This window comes from Caballeronia sp. BR00000012568055 (assembly GCF_029439455.1).
Classification (GTDB): domain Bacteria; phylum Pseudomonadota; class Gammaproteobacteria; order Burkholderiales; family Burkholderiaceae; genus Caballeronia.
This window is the reverse complement of sequence record NZ_JAQFVG010000297.1, coordinates 1-20,417: the sequence shown is the minus strand read 5'-3', so window position 1 is coordinate 20,417 and position 20,417 is coordinate 1. Positions and strand designations below refer to the sequence as shown.

The window sequence follows — 20,417 nt, the reverse complement described above, 5'->3', positions numbered from 1 at the left end:
CTCCGACTGACGACTGACAGCAAAAAAGGGTGGAGACGCAAGCGGTCTGATCGACCGACGTCCCACCCTTTTCTTGTTTTCTTGCCGGCCTCCCGAACTATCTGGGACCAGCTTCGTAGTATGGGCGATTCTCTTGTCTGCTGCCGAGAACCGCTGGACGCTGCTTGATGCTTTAGTGCAATCCGGCGATATAGTCTGCCACCGCCTTCATCTCCGCTTCGTTCAAACGCGAGGAGATGGCGTGCATCGGCTCACTGTTGTTACGTTGCCCCGATGCGAAGGCGTTCACCTGGGCGACGGTGTAATCGCCCCACTGCCACGACAGCCGCGGATACTGCACCGGAATGCCCATGCCCGTTGCACCGTGGCACGCGGCGCACGCCGGCACGCCCTTGTCCGCAATGCCACCGCGATAAATCTTCTGACCCAGCGCGACGTCGTTCTTGTCGCGCGCATAACCTTGCTTGGTCTTCTGCGACGCGAAGTAAGCCGCGACGTTCACCATGTCCTGATCGCTCAGCGCACCTGCGATGCCCGCCATGATCGGATTGTTACGCGCGGGTGCTTTTGCGCCCGGTTGCGTCTTGTAATCCTTCAACTGCTTGACGATGTATTCCGCGTGCTGGCCCGCCAGCTTGGGAAACGCGGCGCCGGCGCTGTTGCCGTCCGCTGCGTGACACGCGGCGCACACCTGCGTGGCGATGGCCTGGCCCCGCGTCACATCCGGCTTGGCCGGCTGCGCGGGCTCTGCCGCATTCACCGATACCGCTATTGCTAAACCGCTGAAACCTGCACCGAAAGCCGCCGCTGCCCGAAGAGTTACCAGAGACCTGTACAGTCGGTTCATTCGCGTACCCTGTTTTTCGTCTTGTGAGAATGTGAGGTTCTGCAGAAAACGACGGCGCTGGATTTTCGCCGCAAGATACCCGAACGAAAGGGCTCAAAAATCACCCTGAATACCGTCTCGCTCCTTTATGGGCCTGGCCTGCGGCTGGGTCCTTCATGCCCTTACGGGTCTTGAAAAATCCGTCGTATTGTACAATAACCCGCTACACGCAAAGACGCCAGTCGGGGCATGCCCAGTATTTGCCGGGTTCTCAAGGCTTCAGTTTTCGCAGCTACTCTGATCGGGCCGCCCAATGTCATTTCTGCTCCACCAATCCCGCTTCTTCACCACCGTCAATCATCTGCGCGATCTGCCGCCTACGCCGCAGCCGGAAATCGCTTTTGGCGGACGCTCGAACGCGGGGAAATCGACGGCGATCAACGTGCTCTGCAATCAGAAGCGCCTCGCGTTCGCCAGTAAGACGCCGGGCCGCACGCAGCACATCAATTACTTCTCGGTCGGCCCGCAGGACGAGCCGGCGGGCTATCTCGTCGATCTTCCCGGCTACGGGTACGCCGAAGTGCCGGGCGCGGCGAAGGAACACTGGCAGCGTCTGCTGTCCACGTATCTGCAAAGCCGCGCGCAATTGCGCGGCATGATCCTGATGATGGATTCGCGCCGTCCGCTCACGGATCTGGATCGCATCATGATCGACTGGTTCGCGCCGACGGGAAAACCCATCCACGCGCTTCTCACAAAATGCGACAAATTGACGCGACAGGAAATGACAAATTCCCTGCGCGCGACGCAGAAGTCGCTCAAGGAATACACGGACGCGGGCTATCGCGGCGAACTGACCGTGCAGCTCTTCTCGGCGATGAAGCGTGTCGGTCTGGATGAGGCGCACGAGCTGATCGAAAGCTGGATCGCGCCGAAGGAAGACGCGTCGGACGAGGCTGCGCAGTCATAAAAAAACCCGCCGCGGTACGGCGGGTTAACAGCCTTGTCCAATAGCGACAGGCACCCGCTCAGGGAGGAGAAGCGGGGAGCCGGACGGCAAACGCCTGACTCGATCGGTATGATATACCATTGTCTCAAAACGGTTTCAGATGCGGCCGAAGGCATATCCAGCAAGGCTCGGCGCCCTTTGGGACGCATTCAGAAGCGCGTTTTCCCCACCTCCTGTTGACCACGGAATTCGACTCGAAAATGAGCTTCTATCCCCACCATCGTCCGCGCCGCATGCGCCACGATGACTTCACGCGCCGTCTGATGCGCGAGAACGTCCTCACCACCAACGACCTCATTTATCCGGTCTTCATCGTCGAAGGCACGAATGTGCGTCAAAGCGTTCCGTCGATGCCCGGCGTCGAGCGCACGTCCGTCGATCTGCTGATGAAAGTCGCGGAGCAATGCGTGGAACTCGGCGTGCCGGTGTTGTCGCTGTTTCCGGCGATCGAGCCGTCGCTGAAAACGCCGGACGGTATCGAAGCCATCAATCGCGCAGGGCTGATTCCGCGCGCCGTGCGCGAGCTGAAAAAGAACTTCCCGACGCTCGGCGTGCTCACCGATGTCGCGCTCGATCCGTACACGAGCCACGGTCAGGACGGCGTGCTCGATGAAACGGGCTATGTCAAGAACGACGAAACCAGCGAGATCCTCGTCGAGCAGGCGCGTGTGCAGGCGGAAGCGGGCGTGGATATCGTCGCGCCTTCGGACATGATGGACGGGCGCATCGGCGCGATCCGCGAGATGCTGGAGAGCGATGACCACATTCATACGCGCATCATGGCTTACGCGGCGAAGTACGCGTCGGCGTTCTATGGCCCGTTCCGCGATGCCGTCGGCTCGGCTGCGAATCTCGGCAAGAGCAACAAGATGACGTATCAGATGGACCCGGCCAATTCGGATGAAGCCATGCGCGAAGTGCGTATGGATATCGAAGAAGGCGCAGACATGGTGATGGTCAAGCCGGGCATGCCGTATCTGGATATCGTGCGTCGCGTGAAGGACGAGTTCCGCTTTCCGACGTATGCGTATCAGGTGAGCGGCGAGTACGCGATGATCAAGGCCGCCGCGCAAAACGGCTGGATCGATCACGACAAGGTGATGATGGAAGCGCTGCTGGCGTTCAAGCGCGCGGGCGCGGACGGCGTGTTGACGTACTTTGCGCTGGATGCGGCGCGGATTATTCGCGCTTCTGTTTGATTCGTTGTGGTGCTACTGCGAAAGGCGATGCGTGTGCATCGCCTTTTTTTATCCGTTCGATGGGCCGACTTTGTCCAGGCTCTTCAAAAACGTATCCGCCGATTCGTAGCCGACTACGCGCGCTACTTCGTTGCCCTGCGCATCGAAAAAGATGATGCCGGGTGGACCGAACAGCTTGAAACGCTTGAGTAGCGTTTGGTCGTCTGCGTTGTTGGCGGTGACGTCGGCGCGTAGCAAGTTGAGTTGCGCGAGGCGCGCTTGCACGCGGGCATCGGAGAACGTCAGGTTCTCCATTTCTTTGCACGATACGCACCAGTCGGCGTAGAAATCGAGCATTGCGGGCCGCGCTGCGGCTTTGACCGCCGAATCCAGTTCCGCCGATGAACGCACGGGCGCGAACGTCGGCCCTTGCGTCTGCTGCGTCGCCGTCGCTGCAGCGCCTTTCGATGCGAATACGGCGAGCGGCCGCAACGGTTCCGTCGAGCCCGCCGCGAGACCGACGAGCACGGCAGCAGCCCAGATTGCGAGCGCAGCACCGAGCCCCCGTCCGAGCCGCTTCCAGACATTCGCCGACTGAAGCGCGCCGAACAGTCCGAGCGATGCCGCAGCGATCAGCAGCCAAAGCGCCGCGAGCAACATCTGCGCGACGCCACCCAACACCGGCCACACGATCCACAACGCCGCCGCCAGCAAGATCACGCCGAAGAACACTTTGACGCCGTCCATCCAGACGCCTGCGCGCGGCAGAATAGAACCCGCGCCGAGTCCGATGATGAGCAAGGGCACACCAAGTCCGATGCCCATCGCAAACAACGCTGCGCCGCCCAGCACCGCGTTTCCCGTATGCGCGATGAACGCAAGCACCGCAAACAACGGCGCAGTCATGCACGCACCAACGACAAGCGCCGACAGCGCGCCCATCACAGCGACAGCCGCAAACTTCCCGCCCGAGCGCTTCTGCGATGCCTGATTCACGCCGCTCTGCCAATGCTCCGGAATCACGATATCGACGCCCGAAATCAGCGTCACCGCAAACGCGGTCAGCAAGACGCCGAACGCGCCAAGCACCCACGGGTTCTGCAACCATGCGCCCAGACTCTGCCCGACGAGCGCCGCCGCCACACCGAGCGCCGTATAAACCAGCGCCACCCCGACCACATACGACACCGACAACGCAAAGCCGCGCGCCCGCGTCACGCGCGCGCCCTCGCCAATGATGATCGCCGAAAGAATCGGGATCATCGGATAGGAGCATGGCAGAAGGCTCAGCACCATGCCCGCGAGGAAGTACAAACCAATCACGGTGAAGAAACCGCCGCCTTCAAGCATCGACTGAGCGTAGTCGGCGCTCGTCGCGCGCTCGAACCAGGATTGATCGCTATTCGTCGTTACCGATGCTTTCGCGCCCGCCGCTTGCAACGCATCGCCCTTAACGCGATAAGTGCGCTCCATCGGCGGATAGCAGATGCCCTGATCCGCGCAGCCTTGCGACGTCACCGACAACTCGAACGGCCCCTTCGCCTGCTTGACCGGAATCCGGATCAGCAACTCGCCGCGATACGTCTCGACATCCTTATTGAACGTCTGATCGAAATGAACCTTGCCCGCCGGCAACTGCGCCTCGCCGATAGTCGCGTCGCCGCTTTTCACCGCGAAGGCGAAACGCTCGCGGTACATGTAGTAACCGTCGGCGATTTTGTATCGAACATCGACTTCGCCTGGCTGCTCCGACGCGCTGAATTTAAAGGCGACAGCGGGATCGAGGAAATCGTCGGCTGCGGCCGCGGTGCCGCTCAGTGCCGCGAAAAAAAGCAGGATTGCCGCGAGGAATCGGGGAAATTCAAACATGAAGAGGACGCTGCGTTTCTGCATTGACCCATTGTCCGTACGCTGACGATGCATCGACCTGCCAGAACAGGATTTCGGGCGTTTCATAGGGATGCCGGGTTTCGACGAAGCGCTGCAAATCGTCACTCCGTGCGACGCTCGTTTTGAACATCAATTGCACTTCGCTCGACGACTCCAGCACGCCTTTCCAATGATATTGCGATGCCACCGCGCCAAGGTTCGTCACACACGCGGCGAGTCGCGCGTCGAGCACAGCTTGCGCGAGCGCATTCGCCGCGTCGGCATCAGGCAGCGTGGTCAGCATCAGAACAACAGGGACGTTCAATCGATACTCCGAGGAAAGCGGCAAATCGGCTCTATCGTAGCATCGGCGGCTGTCGCGCACCTTGATGGACCGACGTGCGCAAAAAAGCAAAAAGGCCAAGCTAAGCTTGGCCTTTCTGTGTGAAGCTGGAGGGAAGTTATTCCGCTTCCGTGACTTCTTCAGTCTCTTCGACTTCCGGACGATCCATCAGTTGGACCAGTGCCATCGGCGCGTTGTCGCCAACACGGAAACCGAACTTCAGGATGCTGAGGTAGCCGCCCGGACGGTTCGCGTAGCGCGGGCCGAGGACTTCGAACAGCTTCGTGACGGAATCACGATCGCGCAGGCGATTGAACGCCAGACGACGGTTCGCCAGCGACGGCTTCTTGCCCAGCGTGATGAGGGGCTCGACAACCTTACGCAGTTCCTTGGCCTTCGGCAGCGTCGTCTTGATGACTTCGTGCTCGATGAGCGAATTCGACATATTGCGGAGCATTGCCAGACGATGGCTGCTCGTGCGGTTCAGTTTCCGCAGACCATGCTTATGACGCATTTTCAGTTCCTTTTACGAGTTTAGAGCCAGCTCTTCTATTGCGTTCCAAATGGACGCACGGGCCGGTCGGAGAAAAAGCAAGACGCGGATTCTAAAGGAAAATCCGCGTCTTTGCCAGTAACGCTTGCGACTCTGCTATTACTTGTCGAGACCAGCCGGCGGCCAGTTTTCGAGCTTCATACCGAGCGTCAGACCGCGCGAAGCCAAGACTTCCTTGATTTCGTTCAGCGACTTGCGGCCCAGATTCGGCGTCTTCAGCAGTTCGTTTTCCGTACGCTGGATCAGATCGCCGATGTAGTAGATGTTCTCGGCCTTCAGGCAGTTCGCGGAACGAACCGTAAGTTCGAGGTCATCGACCGGGCGCAGCAGGATCGGATCGATCTGCGGAGCACGCGACGGCGCTTCAGCAGCGGCTTCCGTGCCTTCCAGCGCGGCGAACACCGACAGTTGATCGACCAGAATACGCGCCGATTGACGGATCGCTTCTTCCGGCGAAATCACACCGTTGGTTTCGATATTCATCACGAGCTTGTCGAGGTCGGTACGCTGTTCGACACGCGCGCTTTCCACGGCATAGCTCACGCGGCGAACCGGCGAGAACGACGCATCCAGCACGATACGGCCGATGATCTTGGCCGACTCTTCGCCGTAACGACGCACGTTGCCCGGCACATAGCCGCGGCCCTTTTCGACCTTGATTTGCACGTCGAGCTTGCCGCCCTTCGACAGATGCGCGATCACGTGATCCGGGTTGATGATCTCGCAGTCATGCGCGAGTTCGATATCGCCGGCCGTGACAACGCCTTCGCCTTCCTTGCGCAGCGTCACCGTGACTTCGTCGCGGTTATGCAGCTTGAAGACGACGCCCTTCAGGTTCAACAGCAGGTTGACCACATCCTCTTGCACACCATCGAGCGTCGAGTATTCGTGCACGACGCCTGCGATCGTCACTTCGGTCGGCGCGTAGCCGATCATCGACGACAGCAGCACGCGCCGAAGCGCGTTACCCAAGGTGTGGCCATAGCCGCGTTCAAACGGCTCCATAACCACCTTCGCGTGGCTTTCGCCAAGCGATTCAACTGCAATGATCTTGGGCTTCAACAAACTGGTTTGCATAGGTTTTCCTTTTCAATACCCTCGGCACGTTACGCCGATAAGGCTGACCGGTAACAACCTGAAAATAAACAGCCGAGGTTGCCCCTTGCGTGAGCAACGAGGGTCCCCGGCTGTCAATCCGGTTACCGCGCGGTTAGCCGCGCGATTAACGCGAATACAATTCGACGATAAGGCTTTCGTTGATGTCGCCAGCGATATCGCTACGTTCCGGCATCGACTTGAACGTACCTTCGAACTTCTTCGCATCGACCGACACCCAGCTCGGCATGCCACCTTGCTCAGCCAGCGACAGCGCTTCGACGATACGAACCTGCTTGCGCGACTGCTCACGCACGGAGACGACGTCGCCCGACTTCACTTGCAGCGACGGGATGTTCGCGACTTGGCCGTTCACCATGATCGACTTGTGGCTCACGAGCTGACGTGCTTCAGCGCGCGTCGAGCCAAAGCCCATGCGATACACGACGTTGTCGAGACGCGACTCGAGCAATTGCAGCAGGTTTTCGCCCGTCGGACCCTTGCGGCGGTCAGCTTCAGCGAAGTAGCGGCGGAACTGACGTTCCAGCACGCCGTAAATACGCTTCACTTTTTGCTTTTCGCGCAATTGGGTGCCGTAGTCGGACGTACGCGCGCCCGAGATGCGGCCGTGCTGGCCGGGCTTGCTGTCGAGCTTGCACTTGTCGGCGAGCGAGCGGCGCGCGCTCTTCAGGAACAGGTCAGTGCCTTCACGGCGGGACAGTTTTGCTTTGGGACCGGTATAGCGTGCCACTTTGCATCCTTAAATATTGATCACGCAAACTTTGGATTAACCTGAGTCTGCGCTAGTCCGAACCTCTTGGGTCGAACGGTGGGCTTAGTCAAAACTACATAACGCACGAAACCCGCCGATGCTTTCGCATCGACAGGAAACATGCGGCAGCGTCGACGTATGTTTAGATACGACGGCGCTTCGGCGGACGGCAGCCGTTGTGCGGGACCGGCGTCACGTCGGAGATCGCGGTGATCTTGATGCCAAGACCATGCAGCGCGCGCACCGCCGATTCACGGCCAGGACCGGGGCCCTTGATCCGCACTTCGAGGTTCTTCACGCCGTATTCCAATGCCACGCGGCCAGCCGATTCCGCTGCGACCTGAGCTGCAAACGGCGTCGATTTACGCGAGCCCTTGAAACCCTGGCCACCCGAGGTCGCCCATGCCAGCGCGTTACCTTGACGGTCGGTGATCGTGATAATGGTGTTGTTGAACGACGCGTGAACGTGAACCACGCCCTCGGCGACGTTCTTCTTGACCTTCTTGCGAACGCGTTGCGCCGCGGAGTTGTTCGAAGCCTTAGCCATTACGTTTTCCTGTAACTGTCAGTTCCGCTTACTTCTTCAGCGATTGCGCTGCACGACGCGGACCCTTACGGGTGCGTGCGTTCGTACGCGTACGCTGGCCACGCAGGGGCAGACCCTTGCGATGGCGCATGCCGCGGTAGCAACCCAAGTCCATCAGGCGCTTGATATTCATCGTCACTTCACGACGCAGGTCGCCTTCGACGATGAACTTGCCCACTTCGTCACGCAGCTTTTCGAGGTCTGCGTCGGTGAGGTCCTTGACCTTCTTCGAAAATTCCACACCAGCAGCGGTGCAAATGCCGCGCGAACGCGTGCGTCCGATGCCGAAGATTGCCGTCAGGCCGATCTCGGTATGCTGGTGATTCGGGATGTTAACCCCTGCGATACGAGCCATTGTTTTTCCTCAAACAAAAAGCGCAAGCAAAAGCGCGGCGTTCAGCCTTGACGCTGTTTGTGGCGCGGATCAGAGCTGCAAATCACGCGCACAACGCCCTTGCGCTTGATGATCTTGCAATTGCGGCAAATGCGCTTAACCGATGCCATCACTTTCATGATATTACCCTTTTTTCTAAATCACTTCGCCCGGAACACGATCCGCGCACGAGACAGATCGTAAGGCGTCAATTCAACCGTAACCTTGTCGCCCGGCAGGATGCGGATGTAGTGCATCCGCATCTTTCCGGATATGTGTCCCAGTACGACATGGCCATTTTCCAACTTCACCCGGAAAGTAGCGTTGGGGAGGTTTTCGATGACCTCACCCTGCATCTGGATTACATCGTCTTTGGCCATAACTTATTAGCGCATCGGGACGTTGTTGCCGCCCTTGAAGTTAGCCTTCTTGAGCAGCGACTCATATTGTTGCGACATCACGTACGACTGCACCTGCGCCATAAAGTCCATCGTGACGACGACAATGATCAGCAGCGACGTTCCACCAAAATAAAACGGCACGTTCCAGCGCAACACCAGAAACTCAGGCAACAAGCACACAAACACGATGTAGATCGCACCGGCCAGCGTCAAACGCGTGAGGATGCGGTCGATATACCGTGCAGTCTGATCGCCCGGACGGATACCCGGAACGAATGCACCGCTCTTCTTCAAGTTGTCGGCGGTCTCACGGCTGTTGAACACCAACGCGGTGTAGAAGAAGCAGAAGAAGACGATCGCCAACGCATACAGCAGCACGTACACAGGTTGACCGGGTTTCAACGCCTCAGCCACGTTGTGCAGCGTGTTTGCAAACCAATTGGTCCGCGTACCCGAACTGAACCAGTTTAGGATGGTTGCCGGGAAAAGGATGATCGACGACGCGAAGATCGGCGGAATCACACCCGACATGTTCAACTTCAGCGGCAGATGGGACGACTGTCCGCCGTAAATCTTGTTACCGACCTGGCGCTTCGCGTAGTTCACGAGGATCTTGCGCTGACCGCGTTCAATGAACACGACCAGATACGTGACCGCCGCAATCAGCGCGACGATGATGATCGCCGAGATGATGCTCATCGAACCGGTGCGAACCAGCTCGAACAGACCACCGATTGCATTCGGGAAGCCTGCCGCGATACCACCGAAGATGATGATCGAGATACCGTTGCCGAGACCGCGCTCCGTGATCTGCTCGCCGAGCCACATCAGGAACATCGTGCCCGTCACCAGCGTGACGACCGCCGTCAGCCGGAACACCATGCCGGGGTCCAGAACCAGAGCCGGCTGGTTTTCCAGCGCGACTGCTATACCGAACGCCTGAAAGGTCGCCAGAACCACCGTGAAGATACGCGTGTACTGCGTGATCTTCCGTTGTCCTGCCTGCCCTTCCTTCTTCAAGGCCTCCATTTGCGGCGATACGATCGACAGCAACTGCATGATGATCGACGCCGAAATGTAGGGCATGATGCCCAGCGCAAAGATCGTGAACCGGGACAGTGCGCCACCCGAGAACATGTTGAACATGCCCAGGATGCCGCCTGACTGGCTTTGGAACAGCTTAGCCAGTTGGTCCGGATCGATGCCGGGAACCGGAATGTGCGCACCAATGCGGTAGACAATCAACGCAAGCAGCAGAAACACTGCACGCTTGCGCAGATCGCCGAACTTCGCCGCGCTTCGACCGGGTTTTGCGAGACTCGGGCTGTTAGCCAAGAACCTTCTCCGATGCTAGTGCTAGTAACGGCGGAGCCAGTTACTCTGCGAACGAGCCGCCAGCGGCTTCGATTGCAGCACGGGCGCCCTTCGTTGCCGTCAGGCCCTTCACCGTGATCTTGCGGCTGATTTCGCCGGTCTTGATGATCTTTGCGCTCTTGATGAGCTCACCGACCAGACCCGCTTGCTTCAGCGCCAACAGATCGATTTCGTCGACCGGCAGCTTTTCCAGATCAGCAAGGCGCACTTCACCAACGAATTCCTTCGTCAGCGAGGTGAAGCCGCGCTTCGGCAGACGACGCTGCAGAGGCATCTGACCGCCTTCGAAGCCGACTTTGTGAAAGCCGCCCGAACGCGATTTCTGACCCTTGTGACCGCGACCTGCGGTCTTGCCGAGGCCCGAACCGATGCCGCGACCGACGCGACGCTTAGCGTGCTTCGCGCCTTCTGCCGGCTTCAGGTTATTCAATTCCATGTTCAACTCCTTGGATCCGTAGGTCGCGCTTAGGCGATGACCTTAACGAGGTACGAGACCTTGTTGATCATCCCGCGCACTGCCGGCGTGTCCTGCAGCTCGGAGACCGAGTTCAGGCGACGCAGGCCGAGGCCACGCACCGTAGCGCGGTGCGATTCGCGGGTCCCGATCAGGCTCTTGACGAGCTGAACCTTGACAGTTTTATCAGACATGGTGACCACCTTAGCCCAGAATGTCTTCGACGGACTTACCACGCTTCGCCGCGATGTCAGCCGGGGTCGACTGCTTGCGCAGACCGTCCAGCGTGGCGCGAACGAGGTTGTACGGGTTCGTCGAACCGTGGCTCTTGGCCACAACGTTTTGCACGCCCATCACGTCGAACACTGCGCGCATCGGGCCGCCAGCGATCACGCCCGTACCATCCTTCGCCGGAGCGAGGAGGACTGCGGATGCGCCGTGCTTACCGTGCACTTCGTGTTGCAGCGTGCCGTTCTTCAGGGGCACCTTGAACATGTTGCGGCGGGCCTGTTCCATTGCCTTTTGAACGGCGACCGGAACTTCCTTCGCTTTGCCCTTGCCCATGCCCACGCGGCCATCACCGTCGCCAACCACGGTCAGTGCGGCGAAGCCGAGAATACGGCCACCCTTCACAACCTTGGTCACGCGGTTGACCGCGATCATCTTTTCGCGCAGGCCGTCGTCGCGTTCGTCAGCCTGAACTTTCGCTTGCATCTTTGCCATGACGAATTCTTCCCTTAGAACTTGAGCCCGGCTTCGCGCGCCGCATCAGCCAGCGCCTTCACGCGGCCGTGGTAGCGGAAACCCGAGCGGTCAAAGGCGACGGATTCGATGCCGGCAGCCTTGGCCTTTTCAGCGATACGCTTGCCGATCAGGGTAGCAGCGTTGACGTTGCCACCCTTGCCCGACTTGTCGGCCAGTTCTGCACGCACTTCAGCTTCGAGCGTCGAGGCGCTAGCCACGACCTTCGTGCCACATGCCGAGAACACTTGCGCGTAGATATGCGTATTCGTGCGATGCACGGCCAGACGCGGAACCTGCAGCTCAGCGATCTTGATACGCGTCTGACGAGCGCGGCGCAGGCGAGATTGAGTCTTATCCATGATTGCGCACCCTTACTTCTTCTTCGTTTCTTTGAGGATCACGACCTCGTCGGAATAACGCACGCCCTTGCCCTTGTACGGCTCAGGCGGACGATAGCCGCGCACTTCTGCTGCGGTCTGTCCGACTTTCTGCTTGTCGATCCCCTTGATCACGATTTCGGTCTGCGACGGGGTTTCAGCCTTGACGCCTTCCGGCATCTGGTGCACCACGGGGTGCGAGAAACCCAGCGACAGGTTCAGCTTGTCGCCTTGCGCTTGCGCACGATAACCGACGCCAACCAGCGTCAGCTTGCGCTCGAAACCCTTGGTAACGCCGTGCACCATGTTCGCCACCAGGGCGCGCATCGTGCCAGACATCGCGTTTGCTTCGCGGCTTTCATCCGTCGGAGCCAGGTTCAACGTGCCGTTGTCGTTGGTCACGGTCACCAGCTTGTTAGCCGGTTGCGAGATCGTGCCCAGCGGACCCTTCACGGTGATAACGTCGCCCTTGATGGCCACTTCGGCGCCTTGCGGCAGCGCGATCGGGCTTTTACCTACTCGAGACATGTTTCTTCTCCTTAGGCGTTAAGCGACGTAGCAGATGACTTCGCCGCCGACGCCGTTCTGGCGCGCCTTACGGTCGGTCATCACACCCTTCGGCGTCGAGACGATTGCAACGCCGAGGCCATTCATGACCTGCGGAATGTCGTTGCGACCGCGGTACACACGCAGACCAGGCTTCGAAACACGCTCGAGGCGCTCGATAACCGGACGGCCAGCGTAGTACTTCAACGCGATATTCAATTCGATCTTCGCGCCTTCAGCCTTAACCGCGAAATCGTCGATATAACCTTCGTCCTTCAAAACCTGCGCAATCGCAACCTTGACTTTCGACGAGGGCATAGTCACCGAAACTTTCTCGACCATCTGCGCATTGCGGATGCGAGTCAGCATATCGGCGATAGGATCACTCATGCTCATTTATGTTTCTCCTATTACCAGCTCGCCTTGGTGAGGCCAGGGATTTCGCCGCGGAATGCGATTTCGCGGATCTTGCCACGCGCGAGTCCGAACTTGCGGAACGTGCCACGCGGACGACCCGTGATCGCGCAGCGGTTACGCTTGCGAGTGGGGTTCGAGTTACGCGGCAGTTGTTGCAGCGCCAGACGTGCGAAATAACGCTCTTCGTCCGACTTGCTTGCATCGTCGATCACAGCCTTCAGCTCAGCACGCTTGGGAGCGTACTTGGCTGCCAGACGCGCGCGCTTCTTTTCACGTTCGATCAGTGCCAGTTTAGCCACGGTAACCTCAGTTTCTGAACGGGAACTTGAAGCCGGCGAGCAGCGCCTTTGCTTCATCGTCAGTCTTCGCGGTAGTCGTGATGCTGATGTTCAGCCCACGCAGCGCGTCGATCTTGTCGTAGTCGATTTCGGGGAAAATGATCTGCTCTTTCACACCGATGTTGTAGTTGCCACGACCGTCGAATGCACGGCCCGACACGCCACGGAAGTCACGCACACGGGGGAGCGAGACCGTCACGAAACGATCGAGGAATTCGTACATCGCTTGGCCGCGCAGCGTAACCATCGCGCCGATCGGGTAGCCCTGACGAATCTTGAAGCCTGCGATTGCCTTGCGCGCCTTCGTGATAACCGGCTTCTGGCCAGCAATCTTCGTCAGGTCGCCCACGGCGTTTTCGATGATCTTCTTGTCAGCGACGGCTTCGCCAAGGCCCATGTTCAGGGTGATCTTGGTGATGCGCGGCACTTCCATGACAGACTTGTAGCCGAACTTTTCGATAAGTTGCGGCACAACCTTTTCTTTATAAAACTCTTGCAGACGAGCCATTATTTAACTCCGCTCAGGCGTTAAGCGTGGCGCCGGTCGACTTCAAGAAGCGAACCTTCTTGCCGTCTTCGACCTTGATGCCGACACGCGATGCCTTGCCATTCGCGTCGACGAGCGCGACGTTCGAAATATGCAGCGGCATCGTCTTGGCTTCCACACCGCCCGTCGTACCCTTCATCGGGTTCGGCTTCACATGCTTCTTGACGAGGTTGATACCCTCGACAGTCACATGCTCTTCCGCAACGGCCAGCACGGTGCCACGCTTGCCTTTGTCTTTGCCGGTGATGACGATAACTTCGTCACCCTTGCGAATCTTATTCATCGCGACTCCTTACAGCACTTCGGGCGCAAGCGAAACGATCTTCATGAATCGTTCGCTACGCAGTTCACGCGTCACCGGCCCGAAAATACGCGTGCCGATGGGCTCGAGCTTGGTGTTCAGCAGAACGGCGGCGTTGCCGTCGAACTTGATCAGCGAGCCGTCCTGGCGACGCACGCCCTTGGCCGTACGAACGACCACGGCGTTGTAAATTTCGCCCTTTTTCACGCGTCCGCGCGGCGTCGCTTCCTTGACGGTCACCTTGATGATGTCGCCAATGCTTGCGTAACGACGCTTCGAGCCGCCGAGCACCTTGATGCACATGACTTCACGCGCACCCGTGTTGTCGGCCACTTCAAGCCGAGTTTCGGTCTGGATCATGGTTTATCTTTCCCAACTTAATCCGATTGCACCACCATGGCACAGCCGGTCAGTCTTGGTCCCGTCAGCCAAATGGCTGCTTGGGTTAGAACAGGCAGCAACGGCAGACGAAACCCGCCATCGCAATCCGGTGAATCTGTCGATACAGGCTGGCGCCCGCACCGGCTTCCCCCACCAACTTCGCCCGCGACGGGGCTCCCACAAAGAGGGAAGACCGAGATTATAACAAATAATCCCGGTCTTACAAGCAAAATCTTACTGCGATGCTACTGCTTGCCACATCGCCGTATTACAGCTACTTCAGATCACGCGAGCCGCTTCAACCAGCTTCGACACAACCCAGGCCTTCGTCTTCGAAATCGGACGAGTTTCCTGGATTTCGACGAGATCGCCTTCGTTGTACGTGTTCGCGTCATCGTGCGCGTGGTACTTCTTGGAACGCACGACGTACTTGCCGTAGATCGGGTGCTTCACGCGGTGCTCGACGAGAACGGTGACCGTCTTGTCCATCTTGTTGCTGACGACCTTGCCGACCAGCGTCCGCTTGAGCGAGGTTTTTACGCTATCGTTCATTTCTGGTTCGCCTTCTCAGTCAGGACGGTCCGCACACGTGCGATGTCGCGACGAACCTTCTTCAGCTGGCTCGTGTTCGTGAGCTGCTGGGTCGCGAGTTGCATGCGCAGGCCGAATTGCGCCTTCAGCAGGTCCGTCAGCTCTTTGTTGAGCGCGGCCTGGTCTTTCTGGTGAAGTTCGGATGCCTTCATCATTTACTCCTTAGGCGCCGAGCTGACGAACGACGAAGTACGTCTTCAGCGGCAGCTTGGCTGCAGCCAGACGGAACGCTTCGCGCGCCAGTTCTTCGGTGACACCGTCCATTTCGTACAGCATCTTGCCCGGTTGAATTTCAGCGACGTAGTACTCCGGGTTACCCTTACCGTTACCCATACGTACTTCGGCCGGCTTTTGCGAAATCGGCTTGTCCGGGAAAATGCGGATCCAGATCCGGCCGCCACGCTTGATGTGACGCGTCATTGCACGACGTGCCGCTTCGATCTGGCGCGCGGTCAAACGGCCGCGACCGATAGCCTTCAGACCGTATTCACCGAACGACACTGCGTTGCCGCGCGTCGCCTTGCCGGTGTTACGACCCTTCTGCTCTTTGCGATACTTTCTGCGTTTCGGTTGCAGCATCGTTATTCTCCAGTCTTAGCGTCACCGCCACGACGGGGGCCGCCACGGCGTGCACCTGCCGGACCGCCGCCTTCGCCATCACGACGCGGACGGCGATCGCCACCCGGACGTGCGTTACGGCGCGGACGCTTTTCTTCCGCGACTTCTTCCACGACCGGCGCGTCGTTACGACCGAGGGTGTCGCCCTTGTAGACCCACACCTTCACGCCGATGATGCCGTACGTCGTCTTCGCTTCCGAGGTCGCGTAGTCGATATCTGCACGCAGCGTATGGAGGGGCACGCGACCTTCGCGATACCACTCAGTACGAGCGATTTCAATACCGTTCAGACGGCCCGCGCTCATGATCTTGATGCCTTGAGCACCAAGACGCATCGCGTTCTGCATCGCACGCTTCATCGCACGACGGAACATGATCCGGCGTTCGAGCTGTTGCGTGATCGAGTCAGCGATGAGCTGAGCATCGGTTTCCGGCTTGCGGATTTCTTCGATGTTGACGTGAACCGGAACGCCCATGCGCTTCTGCAGCTCGGCCTTCAGCGATTCGATGTCTTCACCCTTCTTGCCGATGACAACGCCCGGACGCGAGCTGTAAATCGTGATGCGCGCGTTCTTCGCCGGACGCTCGATAACGACGCGGCCAACCGAAGCGTTCTTCAGCTTCTTCTTCAGGTATTCACGAACACCGATGTCTTCCTGCAACATCGCCGCGAAATTGTTGTTGTTCGCGTACCAACGCGACGCCCAATTGCGGCTGACGGCCAAACGGAAGCCAGTCGGATGAATTTTCTGTCCCATCGTATGGCTCCTTAATTCCCGACCGTCACAGTGATGTGACAGGATTGCTTCTCGATGCGGTTACCGCGACCCTTAGCGCGCGCGGTGAAACGCTTCAGCGAAGCTGCCTTGTCGACGTAGATGCTCGTGATCTTGAGCTCGTCGATATCAGCACCTTCGTTGTGCTCCGCATTCGCGATCGCAGACAGCACGACCTTCTTAACGATACCCGCCGCCTTCTTCGGCGAGAACGTCAGAACGTTCAGCGCCTTGTCGACCGGCAGACCACGGATCTGGTCAGCCACAAGGCGCGTCTTCTGCGCCGAGATGCGGGCACCGCGATGAATTGCTTTCACTTCCATCTTGATAGCCCCTTATTTCTTGGCCTTCTTGTCGGCTGCGTGACCCTTGAACGTACGGGTCAATGCGAACTCGCCAAGCTTATGGCCGACCATGTTTTCCGTGACATACACCGGAACGTGTTGACGGCCGTTGTGAACAGCGATCGTCAGACCGATGAAGTCCGGCAGGATCGTCGAACGACGCGACCAAGTCTTGATAGGCTTCTTGTCGCGCGTCGATGCAGCCGCCTCAACCTTCTTCAGCAAATGAGCGTCGCAGAACGGACCTTTTTTAGCAGAACGTGTCATTGCCTACTCCTTAACGCTTGTGACGGCGCTGGACGATCATTGTCGTCGTGCGCTTGTTGCTACGGGTGCGATAACCCTTCGTCGGCGTGCCCCACGGGCTCACCGGATCGCGACCTGCAGCCGTCTTACCTTCACCACCGCCGTGCGGGTGATCGACCGGGTTCATTGCAACGCCACGCACCGTCGGACGGATACCGCGCCAGCGGTTCGCGCCTGCCTTACCGATTTGACGGAGGCTGTGCTCTTCGTTGCCAACTTCACCGATCGTCGCGCGGCACTCGACGTGCACGCGGCGGATTTCACCGGAGCGCAGACGCACTTGAGCGTAGACGCCTTCGCGAGCCAGCAGCATGGCGGACGTACCAGCCGAACGCGCCATTTGCGCGCCCTTGCCCGGCAGCATTTCGACACAGTGGATCGTCGTACCGACCGGGATGTTGCGGATCGGCAGGGTGTTGCCTGCACGGATCGGCGCTTCCGAACCGGACATCAGCTGCGCACCAACCGCCACGCCCTTCGGCGCGATGATGTAGCGACGCTCGCCGTCTGCGTACAGAACCAGCGCAATGTTCGCGCTACGGTTCGGGTCGTACTCAAGACGCTCGACCTTTGCCGGAATGCCGTCCTTGTTGCGACGGAAATCGACGATACGATAGTGCTGCTTATGACCACCACCCTGGTGACGCGTGGTGATACGGCCGTTGTTGTTACGGCCCGCCGACTTGGATTGCGAGTCGAGCAGCGCTGCGTGCGGCTTGCCCTTATGCAGATCCTTGTTGACGATCTTGACCATCGCGCGGCGACCCGGCGAGGTCGGCTTAACTTTCACGATTGCCATGATTACTTGGCCTCCGCTTCAAAGTTGATTTCCTGGCCGGGCTTCAGGCAGACATACGCCTTCTTCACGTCCTTGCGCTTGCCCATGTGACGGCCGAAGCGCTTTTGCTTGCCCTTGGTGACAAGCACGTTGACGGAATTGACTTCGACCTTGAACAGCAGCTCGACAGCAGCCTTAACTTCCTGCTTCGTGGCGTCCGGTGCGACTTCGAACACAACTTGTTCGTTCTTGTCGGCAACCAGCGTCGCCTTTTCGGAGATCACCGGCGCGAGCAGAACTTGCATCAAACGATGATCGTTTTTGCGAACTTCGCTCATGACAGCAACTCCTCGATCTGAGCGACCGCAGCCTTCGTGATCAGCACTTTCTTGAAGTAGATCAGCGAGAGCGGGTCGGCGTAACGCGGCTCGACAACCGCCACATTGGCCAGGTTGCGCGACGCGAGGTACAGGTTTTCGTCGACCGTATCGGTGATGACCAACACGGACTCGAGACCCATCGCCTTGAATTTTTCAGCTAGCAGCTTGGTCTTCGGCGCTTCGAGCGTCAGCTCTTCCACCACCGAGATACGGCCTTCGCGAGCCAACTGCGAGAAGATCGAGCGGAGACCCGCGCGATGCATCTTCTTGTTGACCTTGTGCGAGAAGTTTTCTTCCGGCGAGTTCGGGAAAATACGACCACCGCCACGCCACAACGGGCTCGACGACATACCGGCACGAGCACGGCCCGTACCCTTCTGGCGCCACGGCTTCTTGGTGGTGTGCTTGACCTGCTCGCGATCCTTCTGCGCGCGGTTGCCGCTGCGTGCGTTCGCTTGATAAGCGACCACGACCTGGTGAATCAGGGCTTCGTTGTAATCGCGACCGAACACGACGTCCGATGCGTTCACGCCAGCACCTTCCTGACCATTGGCATTCAGGAGCTTAAGTTCCATTATTTCGCTCCTTTCACAGCACGCGTCTTGACGGCCGGGGTCACGAAGACCTTGCCGCCCTTCGCACCCGGAACAGCACCGCGGACGAGCAGCAGGCTGCGCTCAGCGTCAATGCGGGCGATTTCGAGATTCTGGACCGTGACGGTCTCGTCACCGAGGTGACCCGTCATGCGCTTACCCGGGAACACACGACCCGGATCCTGCGCCATACCGATCGAACCCGGGACGTTGTGCGAACGCGAGTTACCGTGCGTTGCGCGACCCGAGGCGAAGTTGTAGCGCTTGATCGTGCCGGCATAACCCTTACCGATCGACGTGCCTTGCACGTCAACTTTCTGGCCGACTTCGAAAATGTCCGTACCGATGACGGCGCCGTTCGACAGCTCACCTGCCTTGGCGGTATCGACATGGAATTCTTTGAGGACTTCACCGGCTTGAACGCCGGCTTTGGCGAGGTGACCCGCCAACGGCTTCGTCACGCGCGATGCGCGGCGAGCACCGAATGCAACCTGAACGGCGGTATAACCATCCGTTTCAACGGTCTTGATCTGCGTCACGCGGTTGTCCGACACGTCCAGCACGGTGACGGGGATCGAATCCCCCTCAGGCGTGAAGATACGGGTCATGCCAACCTTGCGACCTACGAGTCCAAGGCTCATCGTTTTCTCCATTCCCAACTGCGATTGGTCGGGGCTGATTTACAAATGCCGGCTGCGTCACGGGAGACTGGGCAGGCCATTTCATTCATTTCCGCATGCATGGACGCGGAAAAGCCTTGGAGTATAACAAGGCTTTTCGTTTTCCGCAACCAATCAATGACTTAGCTTCGTCAGACGCTCCGACGAAGTTTTTGAGACTTACTGCAGCTTGATTTCGACGTCCACGCCAGCCGGCAGATCGAGCTTCATCAGCGCATCGACGGTCTTGTCCGTCGGATCGACGATGTCCATCAGGCGTTGGTGGGTACGGATTTCGAGCTGATCGCGCGACGTCTTGTTGACGTGCGGCGAACGCAGGATGTCAAAACGCTGAATACGCGTCGGCAGCGGCACCGGGCCACGGACGATTGCGCCAGTCCGCTTCGCCGTATCGACGATTTCGGCTGCCGATTGATCGATCAGGCGATAGTCGAAAGCCTTCAGACGAATGCGGATTTTTTGGTTTTGCATGACAATTCCTTGGAAAGAGCGAGGCGGTGTTGCACCGCACATTGGGCAAAAGAGCGTGGGACTGGGCATTCGCGGAGAGCGAACGCCCAGTCCCGGTCGGGTACTACAACTACCTAATACCTATCAGGCAAGCCCGATATATTACTCGATAATCTTAGCCACGACACCGGCGCCGACGGTACGACCGCCTTCACGGATAGCGAAGCGCAGACCTTCTTCCATGGCGATCGGGTTGATCAGCTTGACCGTGATCGACACGTTGTCGCCCGGCATCACCATTTCCTTGTCCTTCGGCAGCTCGATCGAGCCCGTCACGTCCGTCGTACGGAAGTAGAACTGCGGACGGTAGTTGTTGAAGAACGGCGTGTGACGGCCGCCTTCGTCCTTGCTCAGCAC

Annotated in this window: 34 protein-coding genes and 1 pseudogene; 2 read left to right on the top strand and 33 right to left on the bottom strand. The window is 58.8% G+C overall.

All coding sequences use genetic code 11. The features are described 5' to 3' along the window. Window positions 1–172: 172 nt before the first annotated feature. The gene (locus P7F28_RS18175) at window positions 173–847 is read right to left on the bottom strand and encodes a cytochrome c (RefSeq protein ID WP_277185980.1); all 675 of its coding nucleotides are present in this window, start codon (window positions 845–847) and stop codon (window positions 173–175) included. 292 nt (window positions 848–1,139) lie between these two features. On the opposite strand from P7F28_RS18175, the gene yihA reads away from it, so the two are divergent. After that, window positions 1,140–1,796: a ribosome biogenesis GTP-binding protein YihA/YsxC gene (yihA, locus tag P7F28_RS18170; protein ID WP_277185979.1), complete on the top strand. Its 657-nt coding sequence runs from the start codon at window positions 1,140–1,142 to the stop codon at window positions 1,794–1,796. Window positions 1,797–2,035: 239 nt separating this feature from the next. Beyond that, window positions 2,036–3,034, top strand: coding sequence for a porphobilinogen synthase (hemB, locus tag P7F28_RS18165; RefSeq protein WP_277185978.1), 999 nt, complete (start codon window positions 2,036–2,038; stop codon window positions 3,032–3,034). 48 nt (window positions 3,035–3,082) lie between these two features. On the opposite strand, the gene dsbD is transcribed toward hemB, so the two are convergent. The 32 genes and pseudogenes from dsbD to tuf all read right to left on the bottom strand — a co-directional run. After that, window positions 3,083–4,882, bottom strand: a complete 1,800-nt coding sequence (dsbD, locus tag P7F28_RS18160) for a protein-disulfide reductase DsbD (RefSeq protein WP_277185977.1) — start codon at window positions 4,880–4,882, stop codon at window positions 3,083–3,085. Continuing rightward, window positions 4,875–5,207 (bottom strand): divalent-cation tolerance protein CutA, encoded by a 333-nt coding sequence (cutA, locus tag P7F28_RS18155; protein WP_277185976.1) that lies wholly within the window; start codon window positions 5,205–5,207, stop codon window positions 4,875–4,877. The genes dsbD and cutA overlap by 8 nt, the downstream gene beginning before the upstream one ends. A 136-nt stretch (window positions 5,208–5,343) precedes the next feature. Then, window positions 5,344–5,739 carry a 50S ribosomal protein L17 gene (gene rplQ, locus P7F28_RS18150; protein WP_277185975.1) on the bottom strand — a complete coding sequence of 132 codons (396 nt, stop codon included), beginning with the start codon at window positions 5,737–5,739 and terminating at the stop codon, window positions 5,344–5,346. Between the two features lie 138 nt (window positions 5,740–5,877). Next, window positions 5,878–6,855: a DNA-directed RNA polymerase subunit alpha gene (rpoA, locus tag P7F28_RS18145; protein WP_277185974.1), complete on the bottom strand. Its 978-nt coding sequence runs from the start codon at window positions 6,853–6,855 to the stop codon at window positions 5,878–5,880. 145 nt (window positions 6,856–7,000) lie between these two features. Next, window positions 7,001–7,624 (bottom strand): 30S ribosomal protein S4, encoded by a 624-nt coding sequence (gene rpsD, locus P7F28_RS18140; protein WP_277185973.1) that lies wholly within the window; start codon window positions 7,622–7,624, stop codon window positions 7,001–7,003. A 163-nt stretch (window positions 7,625–7,787) separates the two neighbouring features. Beyond that, a complete protein-coding gene (gene rpsK, locus P7F28_RS18135; protein WP_035506748.1) occupies window positions 7,788–8,192 on the bottom strand; it encodes a 30S ribosomal protein S11 in 405 nt (134 codons plus the stop codon). Window positions 8,193–8,220: 28 nt separating this feature from the next. Next, a complete protein-coding gene (gene rpsM, locus P7F28_RS18130) occupies window positions 8,221–8,586 on the bottom strand; it encodes a 30S ribosomal protein S13 (protein ID WP_008344037.1) in 366 nt (121 codons plus the stop codon). Between the two features lie 41 nt (window positions 8,587–8,627). After that, on the bottom strand, window positions 8,628–8,744 hold the full coding sequence (gene rpmJ, locus P7F28_RS18125; RefSeq protein ID WP_004199844.1) for a 50S ribosomal protein L36: 117 nt from the start codon (window positions 8,742–8,744) through the stop codon (window positions 8,628–8,630). Window positions 8,745–8,765: 21 nt separating this feature from the next. Then, entirely contained in the window at window positions 8,766–8,984 is a 219-nt protein-coding gene (infA, locus tag P7F28_RS18120; RefSeq protein ID WP_004521905.1) for a translation initiation factor IF-1, read from the bottom strand. 6 nt (window positions 8,985–8,990) lie between these two features. Then, window positions 8,991–10,340 (bottom strand): preprotein translocase subunit SecY, encoded by a 1,350-nt coding sequence (gene secY / locus P7F28_RS18115; RefSeq protein ID WP_277185944.1) that lies wholly within the window; start codon window positions 10,338–10,340, stop codon window positions 8,991–8,993. Between the two features lie 40 nt (window positions 10,341–10,380). Further along, window positions 10,381–10,815, bottom strand: a complete 435-nt coding sequence (rplO, locus tag P7F28_RS18110; protein WP_277185943.1) for a 50S ribosomal protein L15 — start codon at window positions 10,813–10,815, stop codon at window positions 10,381–10,383. Between the two features lie 29 nt (window positions 10,816–10,844). Then, window positions 10,845–11,027 carry a 50S ribosomal protein L30 gene (rpmD, locus tag P7F28_RS18105; protein WP_102645119.1) on the bottom strand — a complete coding sequence of 61 codons (183 nt, stop codon included), beginning with the start codon at window positions 11,025–11,027 and terminating at the stop codon, window positions 10,845–10,847. 10 nt (window positions 11,028–11,037) lie between these two features. Continuing rightward, a complete protein-coding gene (gene rpsE / locus P7F28_RS18100; protein ID WP_062608728.1) occupies window positions 11,038–11,556 on the bottom strand; it encodes a 30S ribosomal protein S5 in 519 nt (172 codons plus the stop codon). A 14-nt stretch (window positions 11,557–11,570) separates the two neighbouring features. Then, window positions 11,571–11,936 (bottom strand): 50S ribosomal protein L18, encoded by a 366-nt coding sequence (gene rplR, locus P7F28_RS18095; protein WP_008343872.1) that lies wholly within the window; start codon window positions 11,934–11,936, stop codon window positions 11,571–11,573. A gap of 12 nt (window positions 11,937–11,948) precedes the next feature. Continuing rightward, window positions 11,949–12,482: a 50S ribosomal protein L6 gene (gene rplF / locus P7F28_RS18090; RefSeq protein WP_277185942.1), complete on the bottom strand. Its 534-nt coding sequence runs from the start codon at window positions 12,480–12,482 to the stop codon at window positions 11,949–11,951. Between the two features lie 18 nt (window positions 12,483–12,500). Further along, window positions 12,501–12,896 carry a 30S ribosomal protein S8 gene (rpsH, locus tag P7F28_RS18085; protein WP_035506756.1) on the bottom strand — a complete coding sequence of 132 codons (396 nt, stop codon included), beginning with the start codon at window positions 12,894–12,896 and terminating at the stop codon, window positions 12,501–12,503. 14 nt (window positions 12,897–12,910) lie between these two features. After that, window positions 12,911–13,216: a 30S ribosomal protein S14 gene (rpsN, locus tag P7F28_RS18080; protein WP_016346471.1), complete on the bottom strand. Its 306-nt coding sequence runs from the start codon at window positions 13,214–13,216 to the stop codon at window positions 12,911–12,913. A 7-nt stretch (window positions 13,217–13,223) separates the two neighbouring features. Next, window positions 13,224–13,763 carry a 50S ribosomal protein L5 gene (rplE, locus tag P7F28_RS18075; protein ID WP_277185941.1) on the bottom strand — a complete coding sequence of 180 codons (540 nt, stop codon included), beginning with the start codon at window positions 13,761–13,763 and terminating at the stop codon, window positions 13,224–13,226. 13 nt (window positions 13,764–13,776) lie between these two features. Beyond that, window positions 13,777–14,085 carry a 50S ribosomal protein L24 gene (gene rplX, locus P7F28_RS18070; RefSeq protein WP_277185940.1) on the bottom strand — a complete coding sequence of 103 codons (309 nt, stop codon included), beginning with the start codon at window positions 14,083–14,085 and terminating at the stop codon, window positions 13,777–13,779. Window positions 14,086–14,094: 9 nt separating this feature from the next. Continuing rightward, a complete protein-coding gene (gene rplN / locus P7F28_RS18065; protein ID WP_006998478.1) occupies window positions 14,095–14,463 on the bottom strand; it encodes a 50S ribosomal protein L14 in 369 nt (122 codons plus the stop codon). 300 nt (window positions 14,464–14,763) lie between these two features. After that, complete coding sequence (gene rpsQ / locus P7F28_RS18060) at window positions 14,764–15,036, bottom strand: 30S ribosomal protein S17 (RefSeq protein ID WP_008343854.1); 273 nt, start codon at window positions 15,034–15,036, stop codon at window positions 14,764–14,766. Then, the gene (gene rpmC, locus P7F28_RS18055; protein ID WP_035933103.1) at window positions 15,033–15,227 is read right to left on the bottom strand and encodes a 50S ribosomal protein L29; all 195 of its coding nucleotides are present in this window, start codon (window positions 15,225–15,227) and stop codon (window positions 15,033–15,035) included. Before rpmC ends, rpsQ begins: the two co-directional genes overlap by 4 nt. A 10-nt stretch (window positions 15,228–15,237) precedes the next feature. After that, on the bottom strand, window positions 15,238–15,654 hold the full coding sequence (rplP, locus tag P7F28_RS18050; protein WP_061170924.1) for a 50S ribosomal protein L16: 417 nt from the start codon (window positions 15,652–15,654) through the stop codon (window positions 15,238–15,240). Between the two features lie 2 nt (window positions 15,655–15,656). Further along, window positions 15,657–16,451 (bottom strand): 30S ribosomal protein S3, encoded by a 795-nt coding sequence (gene rpsC / locus P7F28_RS18045; RefSeq protein WP_277185939.1) that lies wholly within the window; start codon window positions 16,449–16,451, stop codon window positions 15,657–15,659. A gap of 11 nt (window positions 16,452–16,462) precedes the next feature. Beyond that, on the bottom strand, window positions 16,463–16,792 hold the full coding sequence (rplV, locus tag P7F28_RS18040) for a 50S ribosomal protein L22 (RefSeq protein ID WP_007730533.1): 330 nt from the start codon (window positions 16,790–16,792) through the stop codon (window positions 16,463–16,465). A 12-nt stretch (window positions 16,793–16,804) separates the two neighbouring features. Beyond that, entirely contained in the window at window positions 16,805–17,080 is a 276-nt protein-coding gene (gene rpsS, locus P7F28_RS18035) for a 30S ribosomal protein S19 (protein WP_008343850.1), read from the bottom strand. 10 nt (window positions 17,081–17,090) lie between these two features. Continuing rightward, window positions 17,091–17,918, bottom strand: a complete 828-nt coding sequence (gene rplB / locus P7F28_RS18030; RefSeq protein ID WP_277185938.1) for a 50S ribosomal protein L2 — start codon at window positions 17,916–17,918, stop codon at window positions 17,091–17,093. A 2-nt stretch (window positions 17,919–17,920) separates the two neighbouring features. Continuing rightward, window positions 17,921–18,235: a 50S ribosomal protein L23 gene (gene rplW / locus P7F28_RS18025; RefSeq protein WP_277185937.1), complete on the bottom strand. Its 315-nt coding sequence runs from the start codon at window positions 18,233–18,235 to the stop codon at window positions 17,921–17,923. Continuing rightward, window positions 18,232–18,852, bottom strand: coding sequence for a 50S ribosomal protein L4 (rplD, locus tag P7F28_RS18020; RefSeq protein ID WP_277185936.1), 621 nt, complete (start codon window positions 18,850–18,852; stop codon window positions 18,232–18,234). The genes rplW and rplD overlap by 4 nt, the downstream gene beginning before the upstream one ends. After that, complete coding sequence (gene rplC, locus P7F28_RS18015; RefSeq protein ID WP_277185935.1) at window positions 18,852–19,511, bottom strand: 50S ribosomal protein L3; 660 nt, start codon at window positions 19,509–19,511, stop codon at window positions 18,852–18,854. The genes rplD and rplC overlap by 1 nt, the downstream gene beginning before the upstream one ends. A gap of 198 nt (window positions 19,512–19,709) precedes the next feature. After that, window positions 19,710–20,021 (bottom strand): 30S ribosomal protein S10, encoded by a 312-nt coding sequence (gene rpsJ, locus P7F28_RS18010; protein ID WP_006998489.1) that lies wholly within the window; start codon window positions 20,019–20,021, stop codon window positions 19,710–19,712. Between the two features lie 141 nt (window positions 20,022–20,162). Further along, window positions 20,163–20,417: pseudogene (gene tuf / locus P7F28_RS18005) on the bottom strand (elongation factor Tu); the annotation flags it as partial.

What these genes read in the sequence shown, in the direction of transcription:
- rplO (WP_277185943.1), bottom strand. Translation starts at nt 10,815, where the DNA reads ATGGAATTGAATAACCTGAAGCCGGCAGAAGGCGCGAAGCACGCTAAG.
- rplB (WP_277185938.1), bottom strand. Translation starts at nt 17,918, where the DNA reads ATGGCAATCGTGAAAGTTAAGCCGACCTCGCCGGGTCGCCGCGCGATG.
- rplD (WP_277185936.1), bottom strand. Translation starts at nt 18,852, where the DNA reads ATGGAACTTAAGCTCCTGAATGCCAATGGTCAGGAAGGTGCTGGCGTG.
- rpsS (WP_008343850.1), bottom strand. Translation starts at nt 17,080, where the DNA reads ATGACACGTTCTGCTAAAAAAGGTCCGTTCTGCGACGCTCATTTGCTG.
- rpsQ (WP_008343854.1), bottom strand. Translation starts at nt 15,036, where the DNA reads ATGAACGATAGCGTAAAAACCTCGCTCAAGCGGACGCTGGTCGGCAAG.
- rplN (WP_006998478.1), bottom strand. Translation starts at nt 14,463, where the DNA reads ATGATCCAGACCGAAACTCGGCTTGAAGTGGCCGACAACACGGGTGCG.
- rplC (WP_277185935.1), bottom strand. Translation starts at nt 19,511, where the DNA reads ATGAGCCTTGGACTCGTAGGTCGCAAGGTTGGCATGACCCGTATCTTC.
- rplW (WP_277185937.1), bottom strand. Translation starts at nt 18,235, where the DNA reads ATGAGCGAAGTTCGCAAAAACGATCATCGTTTGATGCAAGTTCTGCTC.
- rplX (WP_277185940.1), bottom strand. Translation starts at nt 14,085, where the DNA reads ATGAATAAGATTCGCAAGGGTGACGAAGTTATCGTCATCACCGGCAAA.
- rplQ (WP_277185975.1), bottom strand. Translation starts at nt 5,739, where the DNA reads ATGCGTCATAAGCATGGTCTGCGGAAACTGAACCGCACGAGCAGCCAT.
- rpsM (WP_008344037.1), bottom strand. Translation starts at nt 8,586, where the DNA reads ATGGCTCGTATCGCAGGGGTTAACATCCCGAATCACCAGCATACCGAG.
- rplP (WP_061170924.1), bottom strand. Translation starts at nt 15,654, where the DNA reads ATGCTGCAACCGAAACGCAGAAAGTATCGCAAAGAGCAGAAGGGTCGT.
- rpmC (WP_035933103.1), bottom strand. Translation starts at nt 15,227, where the DNA reads ATGAAGGCATCCGAACTTCACCAGAAAGACCAGGCCGCGCTCAACAAA.
- hemB (WP_277185978.1), top strand. Translation starts at nt 2,036, where the DNA reads ATGAGCTTCTATCCCCACCATCGTCCGCGCCGCATGCGCCACGATGAC.
- infA (WP_004521905.1), bottom strand. Translation starts at nt 8,984, where the DNA reads ATGGCCAAAGACGATGTAATCCAGATGCAGGGTGAGGTCATCGAAAAC.
- rpsJ (WP_006998489.1), bottom strand. Translation starts at nt 20,021, where the DNA reads ATGCAAAACCAAAAAATCCGCATTCGTCTGAAGGCTTTCGACTATCGC.
- dsbD (WP_277185977.1), bottom strand. Translation starts at nt 4,882, where the DNA reads ATGTTTGAATTTCCCCGATTCCTCGCGGCAATCCTGCTTTTTTTCGCG.
- rpsE (WP_062608728.1), bottom strand. Translation starts at nt 11,556, where the DNA reads ATGGCAAAGATGCAAGCGAAAGTTCAGGCTGACGAACGCGACGACGGC.
- P7F28_RS18175 (WP_277185980.1), bottom strand. Translation starts at nt 847, where the DNA reads ATGAACCGACTGTACAGGTCTCTGGTAACTCTTCGGGCAGCGGCGGCT.
- rpsC (WP_277185939.1), bottom strand. Translation starts at nt 16,451, where the DNA reads ATGGGACAGAAAATTCATCCGACTGGCTTCCGTTTGGCCGTCAGCCGC.
- rpoA (WP_277185974.1), bottom strand. Translation starts at nt 6,855, where the DNA reads ATGCAAACCAGTTTGTTGAAGCCCAAGATCATTGCAGTTGAATCGCTT.
- rpmJ (WP_004199844.1), bottom strand. Translation starts at nt 8,744, where the DNA reads ATGAAAGTGATGGCATCGGTTAAGCGCATTTGCCGCAATTGCAAGATC.
- rplV (WP_007730533.1), bottom strand. Translation starts at nt 16,792, where the DNA reads ATGGAAGTGAAAGCAATTCATCGCGGTGCCCGCATCTCGGCGCAGAAG.
- rpmD (WP_102645119.1), bottom strand. Translation starts at nt 11,027, where the DNA reads ATGTCTGATAAAACTGTCAAGGTTCAGCTCGTCAAGAGCCTGATCGGG.
- rpsK (WP_035506748.1), bottom strand. Translation starts at nt 8,192, where the DNA reads ATGGCTAAGGCTTCGAACAACTCCGCGGCGCAACGCGTTCGCAAGAAG.
- rplR (WP_008343872.1), bottom strand. Translation starts at nt 11,936, where the DNA reads ATGGATAAGACTCAATCTCGCCTGCGCCGCGCTCGTCAGACGCGTATC.
- rplF (WP_277185942.1), bottom strand. Translation starts at nt 12,482, where the DNA reads ATGTCTCGAGTAGGTAAAAGCCCGATCGCGCTGCCGCAAGGCGCCGAA.
- rplE (WP_277185941.1), bottom strand. Translation starts at nt 13,763, where the DNA reads ATGGCTCGTCTGCAAGAGTTTTATAAAGAAAAGGTTGTGCCGCAACTT.
- rpsH (WP_035506756.1), bottom strand. Translation starts at nt 12,896, where the DNA reads ATGAGCATGAGTGATCCTATCGCCGATATGCTGACTCGCATCCGCAAT.
- yihA (WP_277185979.1), top strand. Translation starts at nt 1,140, where the DNA reads ATGTCATTTCTGCTCCACCAATCCCGCTTCTTCACCACCGTCAATCAT.